Annotated in this window: 14 protein-coding genes; 11 read left to right on the forward strand and 3 right to left on the reverse strand. The window is 63.0% G+C overall.

Going from position 1 to position 16,845, the window contains the following annotated elements:
• Positions 1-9: 9 nt before the first annotated feature.
• The 11 genes from mtnP (at position 10) to RAK07_RS01940 (ending at position 11,023) form a co-directional block, all read left to right on the forward strand.
• A complete protein-coding gene (gene mtnP, locus RAK07_RS01890; RefSeq protein ID WP_305731167.1) occupies positions 10-879 on the forward strand; it encodes an S-methyl-5'-thioadenosine phosphorylase in 870 nt (289 codons plus the stop codon).
• Positions 880-884: 5 nt separating this feature from the next.
• Positions 885-1,805 carry a PfkB family carbohydrate kinase gene (locus tag RAK07_RS01895; RefSeq protein ID WP_305731168.1) on the forward strand — a complete coding sequence of 307 codons (921 nt, stop codon included), beginning with the start codon at positions 885-887 and terminating at the stop codon, positions 1,803-1,805.
• A 106-nt stretch (positions 1,806-1,911) separates the two neighbouring features.
• Positions 1,912-2,658, forward strand: coding sequence for a tetratricopeptide repeat protein (locus tag RAK07_RS01900; RefSeq protein WP_305731169.1), 747 nt, complete (start codon positions 1,912-1,914; stop codon positions 2,656-2,658).
• Positions 2,659-2,666: 8 nt separating this feature from the next.
• Positions 2,667-3,509, forward strand: a complete 843-nt coding sequence (locus RAK07_RS01905) for a helix-turn-helix domain-containing protein (RefSeq protein WP_305731170.1) — start codon at positions 2,667-2,669, stop codon at positions 3,507-3,509.
• Positions 3,510-3,543: 34 nt separating this feature from the next.
• Positions 3,544-4,290, forward strand: a complete 747-nt coding sequence (locus RAK07_RS01910) for a GAF domain-containing protein (RefSeq protein WP_305731171.1) — start codon at positions 3,544-3,546, stop codon at positions 4,288-4,290.
• Positions 4,291-4,364: 74 nt separating this feature from the next.
• Positions 4,365-4,778: a response regulator gene (locus RAK07_RS01915; RefSeq protein ID WP_305731172.1), complete on the forward strand. Its 414-nt coding sequence runs from the start codon at positions 4,365-4,367 to the stop codon at positions 4,776-4,778.
• Complete coding sequence (locus RAK07_RS01920; protein ID WP_305731173.1) at positions 4,775-5,224, forward strand: universal stress protein; 450 nt, start codon at positions 4,775-4,777, stop codon at positions 5,222-5,224. Before RAK07_RS01915 ends, RAK07_RS01920 begins: the two co-directional genes overlap by 4 nt.
• A 3-nt stretch (positions 5,225-5,227) precedes the next feature.
• A complete protein-coding gene (locus RAK07_RS01925) occupies positions 5,228-6,433 on the forward strand; it encodes a hybrid sensor histidine kinase/response regulator (RefSeq protein ID WP_305731174.1) in 1,206 nt (401 codons plus the stop codon).
• Between the two features lie 13 nt (positions 6,434-6,446).
• On the forward strand, positions 6,447-8,036 hold the full coding sequence (locus RAK07_RS01930; protein ID WP_305731175.1) for an NAD(P)/FAD-dependent oxidoreductase: 1,590 nt from the start codon (positions 6,447-6,449) through the stop codon (positions 8,034-8,036).
• Positions 8,037-8,313: 277 nt separating this feature from the next.
• Entirely contained in the window at positions 8,314-10,626 is a 2,313-nt protein-coding gene (locus RAK07_RS01935; protein ID WP_305731176.1) for a sigma 54-interacting transcriptional regulator, read from the forward strand.
• 214 nt (positions 10,627-10,840) lie between these two features.
• Positions 10,841-11,023, forward strand: coding sequence for a ribbon-helix-helix domain-containing protein (locus RAK07_RS01940; protein WP_305731177.1), 183 nt, complete (start codon positions 10,841-10,843; stop codon positions 11,021-11,023).
• 85 nt (positions 11,024-11,108) lie between these two features.
• Here the strand turns inward: RAK07_RS01940 and RAK07_RS01945 are convergent, their stop codons facing one another.
• The 3 genes from RAK07_RS01945 to RAK07_RS01955 form a co-directional block, all read right to left on the reverse strand.
• Positions 11,109-12,620 (reverse strand): Rne/Rng family ribonuclease, encoded by a 1,512-nt coding sequence (locus RAK07_RS01945; protein ID WP_305731178.1) that lies wholly within the window; start codon positions 12,618-12,620, stop codon positions 11,109-11,111.
• 40 nt (positions 12,621-12,660) lie between these two features.
• Complete coding sequence (locus RAK07_RS01950; RefSeq protein ID WP_305731179.1) at positions 12,661-15,153, reverse strand: TIGR03960 family B12-binding radical SAM protein; 2,493 nt, start codon at positions 15,151-15,153, stop codon at positions 12,661-12,663.
• Between the two features lie 132 nt (positions 15,154-15,285).
• A complete protein-coding gene (locus RAK07_RS01955; RefSeq protein ID WP_305731180.1) occupies positions 15,286-16,620 on the reverse strand; it encodes an OmpA family protein in 1,335 nt (444 codons plus the stop codon).
• Positions 16,621-16,845 lie beyond the last annotated feature (225 nt).

A 16,845-nucleotide genomic window follows, 5' to 3' on the forward strand; every position in this document is an offset into this window, starting at 1 on the left:
AACCATACCATGATCAGTATCGGCGTTATCGGCGGCAGCGGCCTCTACGAAATGGAGGGGCTTGAGCAGGTTGAAGAGGTGGCGGTGAGCACCCCCTTCGGCGATCCTTCCGACCCCTACATCACCGGCGTGCTGGACGGCGTCCGGCTGGTCTTTCTCCCGCGCCACGGGCGGGGACACCGTTACCTCCCCTCGGAGGTCAACTACCGGGCCAACATCTTCGGCATGAAGACGCTGGGGGTGGAGCGGATCATCTCGGTCTCCGCGGTGGGCAGCTTGAAGGAAGCGATCGCGCCGGGCCACATCGTGATCCCCGACCAGTTCATCGACCGCACCAAGGGGATCCGCAAGGATACCTTCTTCGGCGACGGCATCGTCGCCCATGTCATGTTCGCCGACCCGGTCTGCGGCTGCCTGTCCGAAACCCTGTACCAAGCCGCCCAGACGGCCGGGGCGGTCACCCACAGGGGGGGCACCTACATCTGTATGGAGGGACCGGCCTTTTCCACCCGGGCCGAATCGTTCATGTACCGGCAGCTGGGGGGGGACATCATCGGCATGACCAACCTGACCGAGGCCAAGCTGGCCCGGGAAGCGGAGATCTGCTACGGCACCATCGCCCTGTCCACCGACTACGACTGCTGGCACGACGCCCACGACGACGTCACCGTGGAAGCGATCCTGGAGATCATCCACAAGAATGTGACCATGGCCAAGAACATCATCCGGCATGCCGCGGCTCCTGCGGCGGCAAAGCGCGGCTGCTGCTGCGCCGCGACGCTGCAGAACGCCATCATCAGCGACCGGGCGCGGGTTCCGGCGGAAACCGTCGCCAAGCTGGGCCCCATTGTCTCAAAATACTTCGCGCAGGGAGCGTAACCACCATGGGAATCGTTGTTGTCGGCACCGTTGCCTTTGATACCGTTGAAACCCCTTTCGGCAAGGGAGAGAATGTCCTGGGGGGCTCGGCCACCTATTTCGCCACCTCGGCCAGTTTTTTCAGTGATGTCTCGCTGGTTGCCGTTGTGGGCGAGGATTTTCCGGAAGAACATGTGGCCTTTCTGCGCTCCCGCGATATCAACCTGGATGGCCTGCAGCGGATTGCGGGCAAGACCTTCCACTGGACCGGCAAATACGGCTATGACCTGAACGAGGCCCAGACCCTGGATACCCAGTTGAACGTGCTGCTGCAGTTCAACCCCGAGCTGCCGGCTGCCTACCGGGATACCGACGTGCTGTTCTTGGCCAACATCGATCCCGAGTTGCAACTGCAGGTGCTGGACCAGGTCAAGCAGCCGAAACTGACCGCCTGCGACAGCATGAACTTCTGGATTTCCTCCAAGCCGGAGGCCCTGAAAGAAGTCATGAAGCGGGTGGACATCGTGGTGATCAACGAAGGGGAGGCCCGCATGCTGACCGGCGAGGCCAATCTGGTCAGGGCGGCGCGGCAGATTATTGCCCTGGGCTGCAAGCGGCTGGTGGTGAAGCGGGGGGAGTACGGGGTGCTGATGTTCACCGCCGACACGGTGTTTGCCGCCCCGGCCCTGCCGTTGGAAGAGGTGTTCGACCCCACCGGCGCCGGCGACACCTTTGCCGGCGGCTTCATGGGGTACCTGGCCAACACCGGCGACTTCTCCGAGGAGGGGCTGCGCCAGGCCCTGGTGTTCGGCTCGGTGATGGCCTCCTTCAATGTGGAGGATTTCAGCCTCAACCGGCTGAAGCGGCTCAGCTACCCGGAGATCGAGCAGCGCTACCGCAGCTTCAAGAGCCTGACCACCTTCAGGGATATCGAGCCCCTCGCCTGAGCGGGGCGGTCGCATCCCGTGCCGGGGTTTCGTTGACAAGCGGTTCGGTATCTGCTAGCTTTCTCAAGCCGTTTCGCACGGTTATCATGTGAAAGGAGGAGTCACGATGGTCCGTGGCAGCCTGCTGCCGATTCTGTCCCTTCTCCTCATCCTTGCGGGATGTGCGGCAACCTCCACCACCGGTAAACCGGCTACCTATCATTACCAGATGGGAATTTCCTATCTGGAGGAACGTAACTATACGGCTGCCCTGGTGGAGCTGACGGAGGCAGAGAAGCTCGATCCGTCCAACGCCGAACTGCAGTATCACCTGGGACGGACGCTGATCGGCAAACAGCGGCTCGACCTGGCGGAGCAGCGTTTCCTGCGTGCGCTTGCCCTGCGCCCCGCCTATTCGGAAGCCCGCAATGATCTGGGAGTCGTCTATCTCGACCTGGGGCGCTGGGACGGGGCCATTCAGCAGTTCAAGGCGGTCAAGGACGATCTCTTCTACCCGCAGCACGATCATGCGGTCATCAACCTGGGGTTGGCCTATCTGGGCAAGGGAGACTACGGCAGGGCTCTTGAGGAGCTGGAGGCGCTTCGGTCCGCGTCACCACGGAACCCGATCGTCCGGGTGGCCGTCGGGCGGGTACGTTTTGCCCGGGGGGAGCTGGAGCAGGCGATCGACGAGTACCAGAAGGCTCTAGAGATAGCGCCGAACTATGCCGCTGCCCATTTTCATCTCGGCTTGGCATTGATGAAGCAGAGCAAGCAGGCGGCAGCCAGGGCCTCGTTTGGCGAAGTGGTCAGGATTGCTCCCGATACCGAGATCGGCCGCACAGCCCTCCGGTATCTTGAGCTGCTCAGGTAGGAGGCGTCATGGAATCATGCCCCCGCGAACCGTCCGAAACGAACGAAACAGCCGCGTCTGTCGGTGAGCGACTGCGCCACTGCCGTGAGGCGGGCGGCCACACCCTCGAAGAGGTTGCCGAGGCAACCAAGATCAGCAAGACCTACCTGCGGGCCCTTGAGGAAGACCGTTTCCAGGATCTGCCCAGTCCTGCATATTTCAAGGGATTTTTGAGGCTCTACGCCGATTACCTGGGGATCAACCCCGATGACCTGATGGCCCGGGTTGCCGAATGCCAGGGGAGCGCCGGCGAAACCGCCGATGAGGCACAGCCCGAACAGGGCGGCAGGCCATGGATGGGGGGGGCGCAACGCTTTGCCCTGCCGCTGATGCTGCTGGCGGCACTGGTTCTTTCTACCCTGCTCTTCCAGCCGACCGGTCGGGAGGCCGGCCAGTCCGCCCGCCCGGACACGCCACCGCCGGCACCGTCGCCGGTTCCCCGGCAGGCGGTACAGACACCTGTTTCCAGTGCCGTCGTTCCGTTGCCGGCCGTTACCGGCGGTGAGCCGTCCCCGGCTCCTGCCGCCGAGGAGCTGCCGGCACCGTCTTTGCAACCCGCAAGCGGTTTCGTGGTGCGGATGAAGGTGTTGAAAAACGGTACGCTCACCGTTACGATAGACGAAACCGTGTCCCAGAATTATCAGGTCACCGCCGGTGACCTGATCGAATGGAAAGCGGTCGAGAACCTGGCTCTGGATATCTCGGATACTGCTGCCGTTGAACTGGAGCTGAACGGCAAGCCACTCAAGCACCAGGCCGTGCCGGGAAAATCCGCCCACCTGCTGCTGGGACCGGACGGAGTCCGCCTCTGACCGTGTCAGGTACCAAACGTCAAGGAGTCTTTCCATGCAGATAGCAGCCCGCTGCCGCAAGTGCGGCAAGGTCATGAACAGCCAGCGTATCGACAACTACCGGGTCAAGATGACCTGCTCCTGCGGATTTTCCGACTACCGTACCGTTGCCGAGCGCAGCAAGACGGTCAATCCCTACTACCATAAGGCAAGCTTCACCCCGATGATCGACAGCAGCCGCGAGACCATGGCCCTGACCATGCAGCGGGCCAACCGCGAGCATATGGAGATCCTTTCCCTGGAAGAGATCAGCATGCTGGTCTCGTCGGACTACGATCTGCCGGAGGTGTTGAGTTCGGTGGCGGAAAAGCTGGCGCGGCAGCTGAAAGCCAGCGTCTGTAACATCTATCTGGCGGAGGGGGACAGCCTGGTGCTGACCGCCACCTATGGTTTCGACCCCGGCCATATCGGCAAGATCAGGATCAAGATCGGTGAGGGGATCACCGGCAACGTGGCCAAGACCATGCAGCCGCTCAATCTCTCCAACGCCAGCCAGGACCCCCGCTACAAGGTATTTGCCGAGCTGAACGAAGAGAAGTACAACTCCATGCTTTCCTTCCCGATTGCCGACAAGCAGGATGTCTACGGGGTCATCAACGTCCAGACCACCTCCATGCGCACCTTCCCCGACGACGAGATATTCTTCGTCTCCATTATCGCCAATCTGATCCTTTCCGCCATCAAGCTCCGCCGCACCGCCGCCCGGCGTGCCGACGCCAGGAGCGGAGTGGCCGCCGCTTGACAGTGGCCGCCGCTTGACAGTGGCCGCCGCCGTGCTAGACTTTCTCCAACTGCACACGGAGGAGAGTCACGGGAATGACGGCGGAACGACTGAAGCGCGTACTGGTGGTGGATGACGAGGAAAATACCCGCCTCGCCCTGACACGGCTACTTTCCCGCGAGGGATTTCAGGTGCTTACCGCCGCCAATGGCAACGAGGCGCTTTGCCAGTTGCGCAGCCAGCCGGCTGAACTGATCATTACCGACCTGCATATGCCCGAGATGAACGGGCTGGCCTTTCTGCGGGAACTGAACCGCGAACACCCCATGAGCAACGTGATCATGATCACCGCCTTCGGTGAGGTGGAATCCTATCTGGAAGCCCTCAACCTGGGAGTGTTCGAGTATATCAACAAGCCGATCCGGCTGGAGGAGCTGAAGCGGGTCATGAACAAGATATTCCCCGACCTGCATTCTGAACACGGTCTTGAAAGGAGCACCTCGTCATGAAGCGATTCACCACCATTCTGCTGGCCACGGACTTCTCCGACACCTCGCACCAGGCGGCGGAGTACGCCCTTGACCTGGCGCGCAGCTTCGAAGCCCGGCTGCTGGTACTGCACGTCATCAACGAGCCGGTGGATCTGCGGGGGTTTTACGTACCCCATATTTCCTTCGAACAGCTGGAAAAAGAGATTGAAACCGGCGCGGCCCGGATGCTGGAAACGTTCTGTACGGAGCAGTTCGGCGACTATGGCGCCGTTGAAACCGCCCTTGCCACCGGCGTCCCCTTTGAAGAGATCCTGCGCATGGCCGAGGAACGCTCCGCCGACCTGATCGTCATCGGTACCCATGGGCGCACCGGGCTTGACCACCTCATTTTCGGCAGCACCGCGGAGCGGGTGGTCCGTTCCGCTTCCTGCCCGGTTATGACCGTCCGGGTGGCGGAAAGCTGAATCGTGGCGGCGTTGTCAGGGGGAGGCCGGCCTGAGCAGGTGGAGGCTGCCACGACCATTGTGGTGATCGATGATGAACCGGCAATCTGTCATTTGGTATCCCTGTTGCTTGCAGAGCGGGGCTACCGGGTGACCACCGCCGCTACGGCGGCCGAAGGATTGGCTGCCGCCCGTACGTACCAGCCGGACTTGGTGCTGATGGACTACCTGCTGCCGGACCTGGACGGCATTGCTCTGTTGCAGGAGTTGAAGGCAACGGTACCCGATTGCGCGGTGATCATCTGCACCGGCAGGGGAAGCGAGGAGATCGCCGTCCAGCTGATCAAGAACGGTGCCGCCGAATATCTGCTCAAGCCGTTCAATCCCCGGACCTTTGGCGACCGGATCGATGCGGTCAGGCGCCTGCGCTCCATCGAGCTGGCCAACCGGGCGCTGCAGCAGGAGCGGGAGCGTCTGTTGCTTGAAATCGAGTCCTGGAACCGCGAGCTGCAGTCCCGGGTCCGGGAGAAATCGGAAGCGCTGCAACGGGCCCAGGCCGAGATCGCCCAGACCGAAAAGCTGGCCGCGCTGGGTTACCTGGCGGCAGGCATGGCCCACGAAATTCGCAATCCCCTCAACTCCATCGCCCTTTTTACCCAATTGCTGACTCAGGGAGCCAGCGAAGCGGAAACGCAGGAATTCCTGGACAAGATCCTCAAGGAAGTGGACCGGATCGACGGCATTATCCGTCGCCTGGTGGAAGCGGCCAACCGGCGGCGCTCGGCTGCCCAGGTGGTGCTGGTGGATCAGGTGGTCCGCGAGGCGCTGGCCATTTTCAAACCCCAGGTGGAGGCCCGGCAGATCACCGTGGACTTCCGGTGTCCCACGCCCTTGCCCAGCATCAAGGCCGATCCCACCGAGCTGGAGCAGATATTCACCAACCTGTTTCAGAACGCCCTGGAAGAGATGGGGGATGGGGGGCGCCTGGCCATCGGACTGAGCGGTTCCGGAAGCGGCATTGAGATCCGGGTCGCCGACAGCGGCGGCGGCATCCGTCCCGAGGACCGGGAGGCGATCTTCAAACCCTTCTACTCCACCAAAAGCCGCGGTACCGGCATCGGCCTGCCGGTGGCGCAGCGAATTGCCCGGCTCTATCGCGGCGATCTTTCGGTCGAACACTCCTCCCCCGCCGGCACCACCTTTCTCGTGACCCTGCCGGTGACCTGCTGACTCCGGATAGCTCATGCGTTTTCTGCTTAGAAATCTGACCCTGACGCCGGGGCAGGACGAGGCCGGCCTTGGTGCTCTGGCTGCCCGTACCATTGGCCTTCAGCCCGCCGACCTGCATGATTTTCACATTGTTCGCAAGGGGGTGGATGCCCGCAAAAAGCCGCGGGTGCTGCTGGTCTATACGGTGACCTTCGCACTCGATCCCGTCCTCGCCTCCCGGCTGCCCGCCGCCTCCGTTGCCGGCCTGGAGCCCGCTCCTCCGGCGGAAACCCTGCTCCCGCCACCGCGAGCCGTCGCCGCCCCCGCCCCATCCCCCATCATCATCGTCGGCATGGGACCGGCCGGCTTGTTCTGCGCCCTGCGCCTTGCCCGGCACGGATTGACCGCAACGGTACTCGAGCGGGGCAAGCCGGTGGAGGAACGGGTCGGGGATGTTGCCCGTTTCTGGCGTGACGGGCTGCTGGACAGGGAAAGCAATGTTCAGTTCGGCGAAGGGGGGGCGGGCACCTTTTCCGACGGCAAGTTGACCTGCCGCCTGCGCGACCCCAACAGCGCCTGGGTACTGGAAGAACTGGTCCGCTTCGGCGCGCCGCCGGAAATCCGCTACCTGGCAAAGCCCCATGTCGGCACCGACCGGCTGCGCAGCGTGGTGGCGGCAGCGCGCCGCCATCTGCAACAGCTCGGCTTCGATCTGCGCTTTTCGACCCGTCTCGACGGCATTGCTGCGGCGAAAGGAAGTGTGTCGGCCGCCCGACTGGCCGGGGGCGCGGAACTGGCCTGCCGGCACCTGGTACTGGCCATCGGCCACAGTGCTCGTGATACCTACACCATGTTGGCCCGCTGCGGTCTGCCGATGGAGCGGAAGCCCTTTGCCATCGGTCTGCGGGTCGAGCATCCCCAGGGGGTGATCGACCGCATTCAGTATGGTCGCCCCCATCCGGCCCTGCCCCGGGCCGACTACGCCCTGACCTGGAACAATACCGCCAGCGGCAGAAGCTGCTACTCCTTTTGCATGTGTCCCGGCGGCCTGGTGGTGGCCGGTTCGTCGGAGGAGGGAATGGTGGTAACCAACGGCATGAGCAATCTGGGCAGGGATTCGGGGCTGGCCAACAGCGCCCTGGTGGTGAACGTGCGTCCGGAGGATTTCGGGGATACCGATCCGCTGGCGGGGGTGCGCTTCCAGCAGACCTGGGAGCAGCGGGCCTTTACGGCAGGGGGGGGCTCCTACCGGGCGCCCGCCGCCAACCTGTTGACCTTTCTGGGCAGCGGACGGGGGCGGTATGCCTCCAGCTATCGTCCCGGCACGGTGGAGGCCGATTTGACCACGGTACTCCCCCCCTATGTGACCGAAACGCTGCGTGAAGGGATTCCGGCGTTTGGGCGGAAAATGAAGGGATTCGTTACCGCCGAGGCGACGCTTACCGGGGTGGAAACCCGCACCTCGGCGCCGTTGCGTATTCTGCGCGATGAAAGCTGCCAATCCCTCGCGCTGGAGGGGCTCTATCCGGCGGGAGAAGGGGCCGGGTATGCCGGCGGGATCATGAGTGCGGCCCTGGACGGAGTACGGATCGCCGATCTGATCGCGTTGCGGGTCCTGTCGTAACACAGCTCAGAGGCTCCGAAAGCCGCTAAGGGCAGGGGTATGCAACTGCGTGGATAGCTAGCGGAGCATACTGTCCCTGGCCTCCCTGCCCGCGAGAATCTGCTGGGGCGTCACCGACCTGCTCAGCTAGTCCTTCCCGAGTCAGCCCCGTCAATTTTGCCAACTTATGCTTCAAGTCAACCACTGTTGTCCGGCAAACTTCCCTGTGTGTCAAATCTTGCACAATTTGTTGCGCTTCGCTAGAATCAACTCCGTTATTCCACTTACGGAGAAGAGCATGCAACCGATCGTCACCTACAAGGAACGTTGCCGCACCTGCTATTCCTGTGTCCGCACCTGCCCGGTCAAGGCGATCAAGGTGGACGGCGGCTATGCCGAGATCATCGACGAGCGCTGCATCGGTTGCGGCAACTGTCTGAACTGCCAGCAGAAGGCCAAGGTGGTGGTGGACCGGATGGTCAAGGCCCAGGAACTGCTGACCTCCGGCGACCCGGTGGTGGCGGTGCTGGGCTGCTCCTTCCCCGCCTTCTTCCACACCTGTACCCCCGGCCAACTGGTCTCGGGGCTCAAAAGCCTCGGTTTCCGTGAAGTGCATGAGGGGGCCCACGGCGCCCGGCTGATCGCTCCGCTTTACCGGGAAGCGATCGCCGTTACCGACCGCCCCCTGATCGCCTCCCACTGCCCCGCCGTGGTGGACCTGGTGGAACGGCACTACCCCAAGCTGCTGCCCAACCTGCTGCCGGCCGTCTCCCCCATGGTGGCCATGGGGCGCTTCATCAAGGAAACCCTGGGGACCGACACCAAGGTGGTCTACCTGAGCACCTGCATTGCCGCCAAGTTCGAGATTCAGTCGCCGGAACTGCAGTCGGCCGTTGATGTGGTGATGACCTACGGCGAGATCGATCTCTTCTTCCGTCGCCGGGGCATCAATCCGGCAACCCTGGCCGAATCGGGCTTTGACGGCATCGAGCCGGCCCACGGCCGGATGTTCACCCTGCACGGCGGTCCGTTCCGCGCCATGGAGATTCCCACCGACTTCCTGGACACGGAGACCGTCACCGCCGAGGGGGAAACCCACGTGCTGGATACGGTGCGGGATCTGGTGGCCGGCAGGATCACTCCCCGCTACGTGGACCTGCGCTTCTGCGACGGCGGCTGCATCGACGGCCCGGCCAAGAACCGGGACCTGACCCACCTCTACAAACGGAACCTGATCATCAAGTACAACAGCAGCGTGATTCCCTACCGTACCGCGCCGCACTACGCCAGTGCCCCGCCGCCGGCCAACCTGCGGCGCAGCTTCAGCGACAAGTCGAAAAAACTGCCGTCGCCGAAACCGGAGGATATTCGCAGGATTCTGCACAGCACCGCCAAGTTCAGTCAGAGCGACGAGCTGAACTGCCGGGCCTGCGGCTACGCCACCTGCCGTGAGCATGCGGTGGCGGTGTTCCAGCGCTTTGCCGATACCGGCATGTGCCTCCCCTACAACCTGCGCAAGATGGAGGAGGACCGCGGCATCCTGCTGCAGAAATACGAGTTGATCTCCCGCGAGTTGAGCAAGCAGCTCGGCGAGGAGATGATCATCGGCGACGACCGTAAAGTGGCCCAGGTGGCGGAACTGATCCGCCAGGTGGCCCCCACCCCCACCACAGTGCTGATCCAGGGGGAAACCGGCACCGGCAAGGAGCTGACCGCCCGGGCCATCCACCGGCTCAGCAGCCGGGCCGACAAGCCGCTGGTGACGGTGAACTGTACCACGCTCACCGATTCGCTGCTGGAAAGCGAGCTGTTCGGCCACAAGAAGGGGGCTTTTACCGGGGCCATCGCCGATCGCAAGGGGCTCTTCGAGGCGGCCAACGGCGGCACCATTTTTCTGGATGAGATCGGCGACATCACCCCCAAGCTGCAGGCGGAGCTGCTGCGGCTGCTGGACGTCGGCGAAGTCCGGCCGGTAGGCGGCACCACGGTGAAAAAGGTGGATGTCCGCCTGATCGCCGCCACCAACAAAAATCTTGAGCAGGGGGTTCGGGAGGGCTGGTTCCGCGATGACCTCTTCTACCGCCTCAACGTCTTCACCATCCATTTGCCGCCACTGCGGGAGCGGATGGACTCGATACCGGTGCTGGTGCAGCATTTCCTGGAAAAGGCCAGCAAAAAGCTGAACAAGCGCCTCACCGGCATGGAAGAGCGGGCCATAACCGCCATGCGCCACTACCCCTGGCCCGGCAATATCCGGGAGATGCAGAACATCATCGAACGGGCCGCGGTACTGTCCCACGATGGGGTGGTGCGCCTTGAAAATCTTCCCTCGGTCTTCCGGGAAACCCACGACGCCCATGCCGGCAGCCAGCCCGGCAGCCGGCGCGCTTCCTTCAAGGCCGAGAAGGAAACTCGCCTGAGCCCCCTTGAGCGCAATCTGATTCTGCGCTACCTGCAGGAGGCGGGGGGCAACGTCTCCAAGGCGGCCCGCCTGGCCGACCTGCCCCGCAGGAGCTTTTACCGTCTGCTGGAAAAGCACGGCATCAGTGTTCAGCGAGACCGCCGCCTGACGAGTGCCGCCAGCGAACCTGGCGCTGGTGTTATAAAGTAGTGTATACTTTTGTCCGAATTGTGTCGATACTGGCACAGTTTTTGGTTGCTACAATCAGGACGCATTTCGTCCTGATTGGGTAAGTTGTTGATTTAAGTGATAATGTCAATGGTCGGCTGGTTTTGGCACGTTTCTGGCTAAGTATACGGCATTCAATTGAACGCAAAAAAAGCGAAACCACCAATATCGACACTGATCAAAGGAGACACAGACCATGGGAAGAATGAGAGAAAACCCCCGCTACAATGTTATTTCGATGCGCGTCAGCGATTCCGAGCGCGAACAACTGGAATACCTGATGCGCCGCACCCACAAGTCGGTTTCGGACATCATGCGCGAAGCGATGCTGAACCTGACCATGCAGCTTGATCACCAGGAGGTCCGCCGGGCCGCCTGAGCCGCCCCGGGAGGGATACGCCACACAAAAAAGCGGCGACGGAATCTTCCGTCGCCGCTTTTTTACCGTCACTGCCGCAGTCGGATCAACTGATCACGATCTCGAACTGTTCCTGATGGAACCCCGGCTTGGCCCGCACCGTTACCCGTTTCTTGTATTTTTTCTCCAGCTCCTCAAGCCCCCGCCGCTCTTCGTCGTAGAGCAGGTCCGCCACCTGGGGGTTCACCGTCAGGAGCACCTTGGTCCCCCGGATATCCAGCATCTCGCGGCGCACTTCCCGGAAGATCTCGTGGCAGACCGTGGTCTTGGACTTGACGTAGCCGCGCCCCTCGCAGTAGGGGCAGGGTTCGCACATCATCCTGCCGATGCTTTCCCGCACCCGCTTGCGGGTCATCTCCACCAGCCCCAGTTCCGAAATTTTCAGGATGTTCGACTTGGACTTGTCCCCCTTCAGGGCATCCTCCAGGGCGGCGTAGACCTTGTCCCGGTTGGCCTCCTTCTCCATGTCGATGAAATCGATGATGATAATGCCGCCGATGTTGCGCAGCCGGAGCTGATAGGCGATCTCCTTCACCGCCTCCAGGTTGGTCTTGAGGATGGTGTCCTCCAGGTTGTGTTTGCCCACGAAGCGGCCGGTGTTGACGTCAATGGCGGTCAACGCCTCGGTCTGCTCGATGATGATGTAGCCGCCGGACTTGAGCCAGACCTTGCGCCCCAGGGCCCGGCTGATCTCCACTTCCAGGCCGTAGTAGTCGAAGATCGGCTCTTCCTCGTCGTACAGCTCCACCGAGGATTTCATCTTGGGCATGAAGGTGGACATGAACTGCACGATCCGGTCGTGGTCCGGCTTGGAGTCCACCACGATCCGGGTGACGTCGTCGGTGACGATATCCCGCACCACCTTCTGCACCACATCCAGGTCGGCATGGATCAGGGACGGCACCGATGCCTTTTCCTTCTTGCGCACGATCTCGGCCCAGACCTTGGCCAGGTACTGGATGTCGGCCTTCATGTCGTCTTCGGTCTTGCCCTCGGCGGCGGTCCGTACGATGAAGCCGCACCCCGGCTGCCGCAACCGGTCCACGATCTCCCGCAGCCGTTCCCGCTCTGCCTCATCCTCGATCCGGCGGGAAATCCCCACGTGGTCCACCGTGGGCATGTAGACCACGTGACGGCCGGGCAGAGAAATGTGGGAGGTGATCCGGGCTCCCTTGGTGCCGATCGGCTCCTTGGAGACCTGCACCAGCAGCTCCTGCCCCTCCTGGAGCAGCTCCTCAATGGGGTGCAGGACGCGGTAATCAGGGGCTGCCCCCTCTTCGTCCTGCTCCTCCTTCTTGCCGTCGTCCAGCAGGTTCTCGTACTCCTCGATGGCGTCGAACACGTCGGCCACGTACAGAAAGGCCGCCTTTTCCAGGCCGATATCCACAAAGGCGGCCTGCATGCCGGGCAGCACCCGCACCACCTTGCCCTTGTAGATGTTGCCGACGATTCCCTTCTCCCGGGTTCGCTCGATGTACAGCTCGGCGATGGTCCCCTTTTCGATCAGGGCCAGCCGCGTCTCCTGGGCCGTGACGTTGATAACCAGTTCTGATGCCATGACGAGTACCCTCTAGAGCAGAATATAAAATCGTGCATTTTCACAGTGGCGATGACGCCGAAAACAGTACGTCCAGCTTTGCCACGGGAAGCTGGCGCAGCATGGCTGCCGGCAGCCCCGTCACCGCCGCAGCCACCTCGTAGGGTTTGCCCCGGCCGATGACCATCTCCAGGGCCGTGCCATCCGCCACAAGGGATCTGGTCTCGTGACGCAGATCGATCACCTGCTGCTGTCCCTTTTTGTCGCGCACCAGCTCCCAGGACGACTGTGCCATAAATTGCACACACTGCTCGCGAAGGGTTTCCGGCTCCAGGTCCGGCAGCACCAGCCGGTAGCGGGTTGCCGCGATCAGGGTGGACAGGGATGGGGTTTTCAGCGCCGGCGAGCAGGCATCAAGCACCTGCATCCCCTCCGGCAGCACCCGGTTCAGGCGGTCCCGGCATTCGTCCGCACCCATCCGGTCCACGAACAGGTCCAGATATTCGGCCCACGACTCTACTCCCACCGAGGTGGCGGTTGCAAAGGAAAATCGCGGATGGGGGTGAAAACCCTGGGTATGGAGCACCGGGATACCGGCCCGGTAGACGGCACGGGTGAACAAATTGATCAGCTCAAGGTGGCTGAGGAAGCGCACCCTGCCGGTCTTGGAGAAACGGATACGGATGCGACGCGGGTCTGGTTCCGACACCGGCCGTTGCTGCGGTTGCTCCGGCCGGCCGCAGGCGGGGACGGTCCGGTTCCGTACGGTTGAGAAATCGCAGACGCCGCAACCGCTACAGTGGCCGAACCGGCAATCCGGGGTGGCGGCCTGCTCCAGAGCCCGCTGCAGTTCGGCTTTCAGGAAGGCCGTGGTTACACCGCTGTCCAGGTGATCCCAGGGGAGCAGTTCGTCCTGCCGCCGCTGCCGCAGGTACCAGTCCGGCTCGACACCGCACTCTGCAAACGCCTGCAGCCAGCGCTCCAGCGAGAAGTGTTCCCGCCAGCCGTCGAAGCGGCAGCCCAGGTCCACGGCCCGCTCCAGTACCGCGGCCAGACGCCGGTCGCCCCGGGCAAAGACCCCCTCCATGAAGGAAAGCTCCGCCTCCTGGTATTTGTAGTGCAACTTGCGCCGCTTCAGCTCCTCCCGGAGAAACCGTTGCCGCTCGCGGGTTTCCTCCAGTGACAGTTGCCGCTCCCACTGGAAGGGGGTATGGGGCTTGGGCACAAAGGTGGAGACCGCCACGTTCACCTCGCCATGGCCGCCGGCCCGGCGGGCCTGGGCCTTGACCTGGCGGGCAAGGTCGGCAATGGCGGCAAGGTCCTCCCGCGTCTCGGTGGGCAGCCCCATCATGAAGTAGAGCTTGATGGCCCGCCAGCCGGCGCCGTAGACGTTGTAGGCCCCCTCCAGCAGGGCTTCTTCGCTGATCCCCTTGTTGATCACCTGCCGCAGCCGCTCGGTGGCCGCTTCGGGGGCCAGGGTAAAGCCGGTCTTGCGTACCCGTCGGATCTCCTCGATCAGCTCCGGCGTCAGGGTGCCGACCCGTAGCGACGGCAGTGACACCGCCACCCGGCTGTCGGCGTACTCCGCCATCAGTTCCCGCAGCAGCGGTTCGATACAGGAGTAATCGCCGCTGGAAAGAGAGAGCAGGGATATCTCGTCGTAGCCGGTGGCCTCCAGAGAGGCGCGGATCAGGTCGCGAATCCGCTCGGGAGAACGCTCCCGCAGGGGACGGTACAGATAGCCGGCCTGGCAGAACCGGCACCCCCTGGTGCAGCCCCGGGCGATCTCCAGGGCGACCCGGTCGTGCACCGTCTTCAGGAACGGGATCACCGGGCTGTCGGGAAAGGGGGCCGTCTCCAGGTTGGCGAGAAAACGGCGGCGTACCGGGCCGTAGCCCGGCCTGAGCGGTGTTATGGCGGCCACCGTTCCATCGTGGTGATAGGAAATATTGAAAAAGGAAGGGACGTAGACCCCCTCGATAGCGGCAAGCCGCTCCAGCAGCTCCCGGCGGTCCGGGGTGACGGCACGTTTCCACTCCCGCACCGTGGCGGCGATTTCAAGCACCGCTTCCTCGCCGTCCCCCAGCAGAAAGGCATCGAAAAAGGGAGCCAGCGGTTCAGGGTTGTAGGCGCCGGGCCCTCCGCCAAGGATCAGCGGCTGCTCAGGGCCCCGCCGGTCGGCGCGCCGGGGGATGCCGGCCTGATCGAGCATGGCAAGGACGTTGGTACAGGAGAGCTCGTACTGCAGGGTAAAGCCGAGGATGTCGGTGTCGGCGAGGGGGGTGGCGGTCTCAAGGGTGGCTAGCGGAATACCCCGTTCCGCCATCTGGCCGGCCAAGTCCGGCCAGGGGGCAAAGACCCGTTCGGCGGCGACCCCCTCCTGCTGGTTGAGGATATGGTAGAGGATACGCAGCCCCAGGTGGCTCATCCCCACTTCGTAGACGTCGGGGAAGGCCAACGCGATGCGCAGCTCCGCGGACGGCTTGACGATACACCCCATTTCGGCCCCCATGTAGCGGGCCGGCTTTTCGACACTGAACAGATCCGGTTCCATTGCACTCCTTGTCGGTACGCGTACCAAAAACAGCGACACCTCCGAAGTCGTGGACCTCAGAGGTGTCGCTGGTTCAGCGGACGAGACGCGGCAGTACGTCACCGCGCCTCGCGGGAATCAGGCACACTCCGCTTACTGCTTCTTGGCGGCAGCCTTTTTCTTGACGGCTTTCTTTGCCGGAGCGGCAGGCGTCGCAACCTTCTGGGCGGGAGCCTCCTGGAAGACCGCCTCGATGCGGCGGTTCTGGGCACGACCCTCGGCGGTGGCGTTGTCGGCGATCGGCCGGGTTTCGCCGTACCCCTTGGCGGTCAGGCGCTTGCCGTCGACCTTGAAGTTCTTGACGATGTAATCGCGGACCGCCTTGGCCCGGCGCTGGGACAGCGACATGTTGGAGGCAGCGCTGCCGACACTGTCGGTATGTCCCTCGATGACGCCTACCAGGTTCTTCTGGGCATTCAGGCCTTCACCGACTTCCTTCAGTTCATCGAAGTACTGCTTCTTGATCACCGACTTGCCGGTATCGAACTGGATCTTCAGAACCAGGCGGTTGTCGGCGGCAACAGCCGAGGCTTTCTTACCGGCCCCTTCCTCCATCACCGGCGGCGGCAGGGTAACGGCCACGCGCGCTGAGCTGTCGGCGCTGCCTCCCTCACCTTTGCAGACCAGGGTGTAGGCGGTGTCGGCGGCAGGGGTCACGGTCCGGCTCCCCTGCGGACCCACCGGCCCGATGCCGGGCTGAATTTCGCAGCCGCTGGCATTCTGGGAGTCCCAGGAAAGGGTCACGGTCTTGCCCGCCTCAACCGAGCCGGGGGTCGCCGTCAGGCTGGCACTGGGGGCCGGCGGCGGAACAACGACCACCGGGGCCGCCTTGGGCTTCTCCACCTCCTGGACAGGCGGCGGCGGAGGCAGGACAGGGGCGGGAGCAGCCTTGGCCGGTCCCAGAACAAAATGCAGCCCCAGGGTGTACTGAACGTTGGTCCGGACGTCGCCAATGCTGTAGTTCAGGCCGCGGACGTCGGCGCGCAGGGCAACGTCGTCAACCATGAACCACTTGACGCCGCCGCCGTAGTTGAATACGGCTCTGCCGGTGGTCTTGGCGCCACTGTCGTTCAGGTCCATACCGCCGAAACCGGCAGCCAGGTAGGGCACCAGACTCTTCGTGGGCCAGAAGTTGTACAGCACGTCACCACCGTAGCGGAGCTTTTCCGCATGGCCCGGACCGTTGGTCTTGTCGCCCCAGGCGTAGTCGAGTATCGCCTCGAGAGCCCAGTTTTCGGTAAGGTTGTAGCCCAGGCGGGCACCAAGCACCGGGCCGGTTTCAATCTTCTGCTTTGATTCGTAGGTGTAGCCACCGGCATAGGGCGATAGCGTAAAGGTTTCGGCACGGTTTTCGGCCAGGACTGTACCGGCCTGCATCAGCATGGCGCAGGCAGCGGCCCCGATCAGCATTCTCGTTTTCTTCTGCATTGTGTCCTCCTTTCGGTCTCCGAGGGCTGCGGGCGCAGCCGTCTTCCAGAACTGTACCTCTTATCACAGCGTCATTCGTTTATGCTAACACTTTTTCCGCGGGCCGCAAGTGACGAATTCCGACAAAAACCCACATCGGGATCGTGGCCGGAACAGCCGGCCGCCATGACATTCTTGCGTCGACGAGTATCTTTCGGCTAGTATTGGCCGGTATGCCACCAATCA

The organism is Trichlorobacter ammonificans (assembly GCF_933509905.1).
GTDB lineage: Bacteria > Desulfobacterota > Desulfuromonadia > Geobacterales > Pseudopelobacteraceae > Trichlorobacter > Trichlorobacter ammonificans.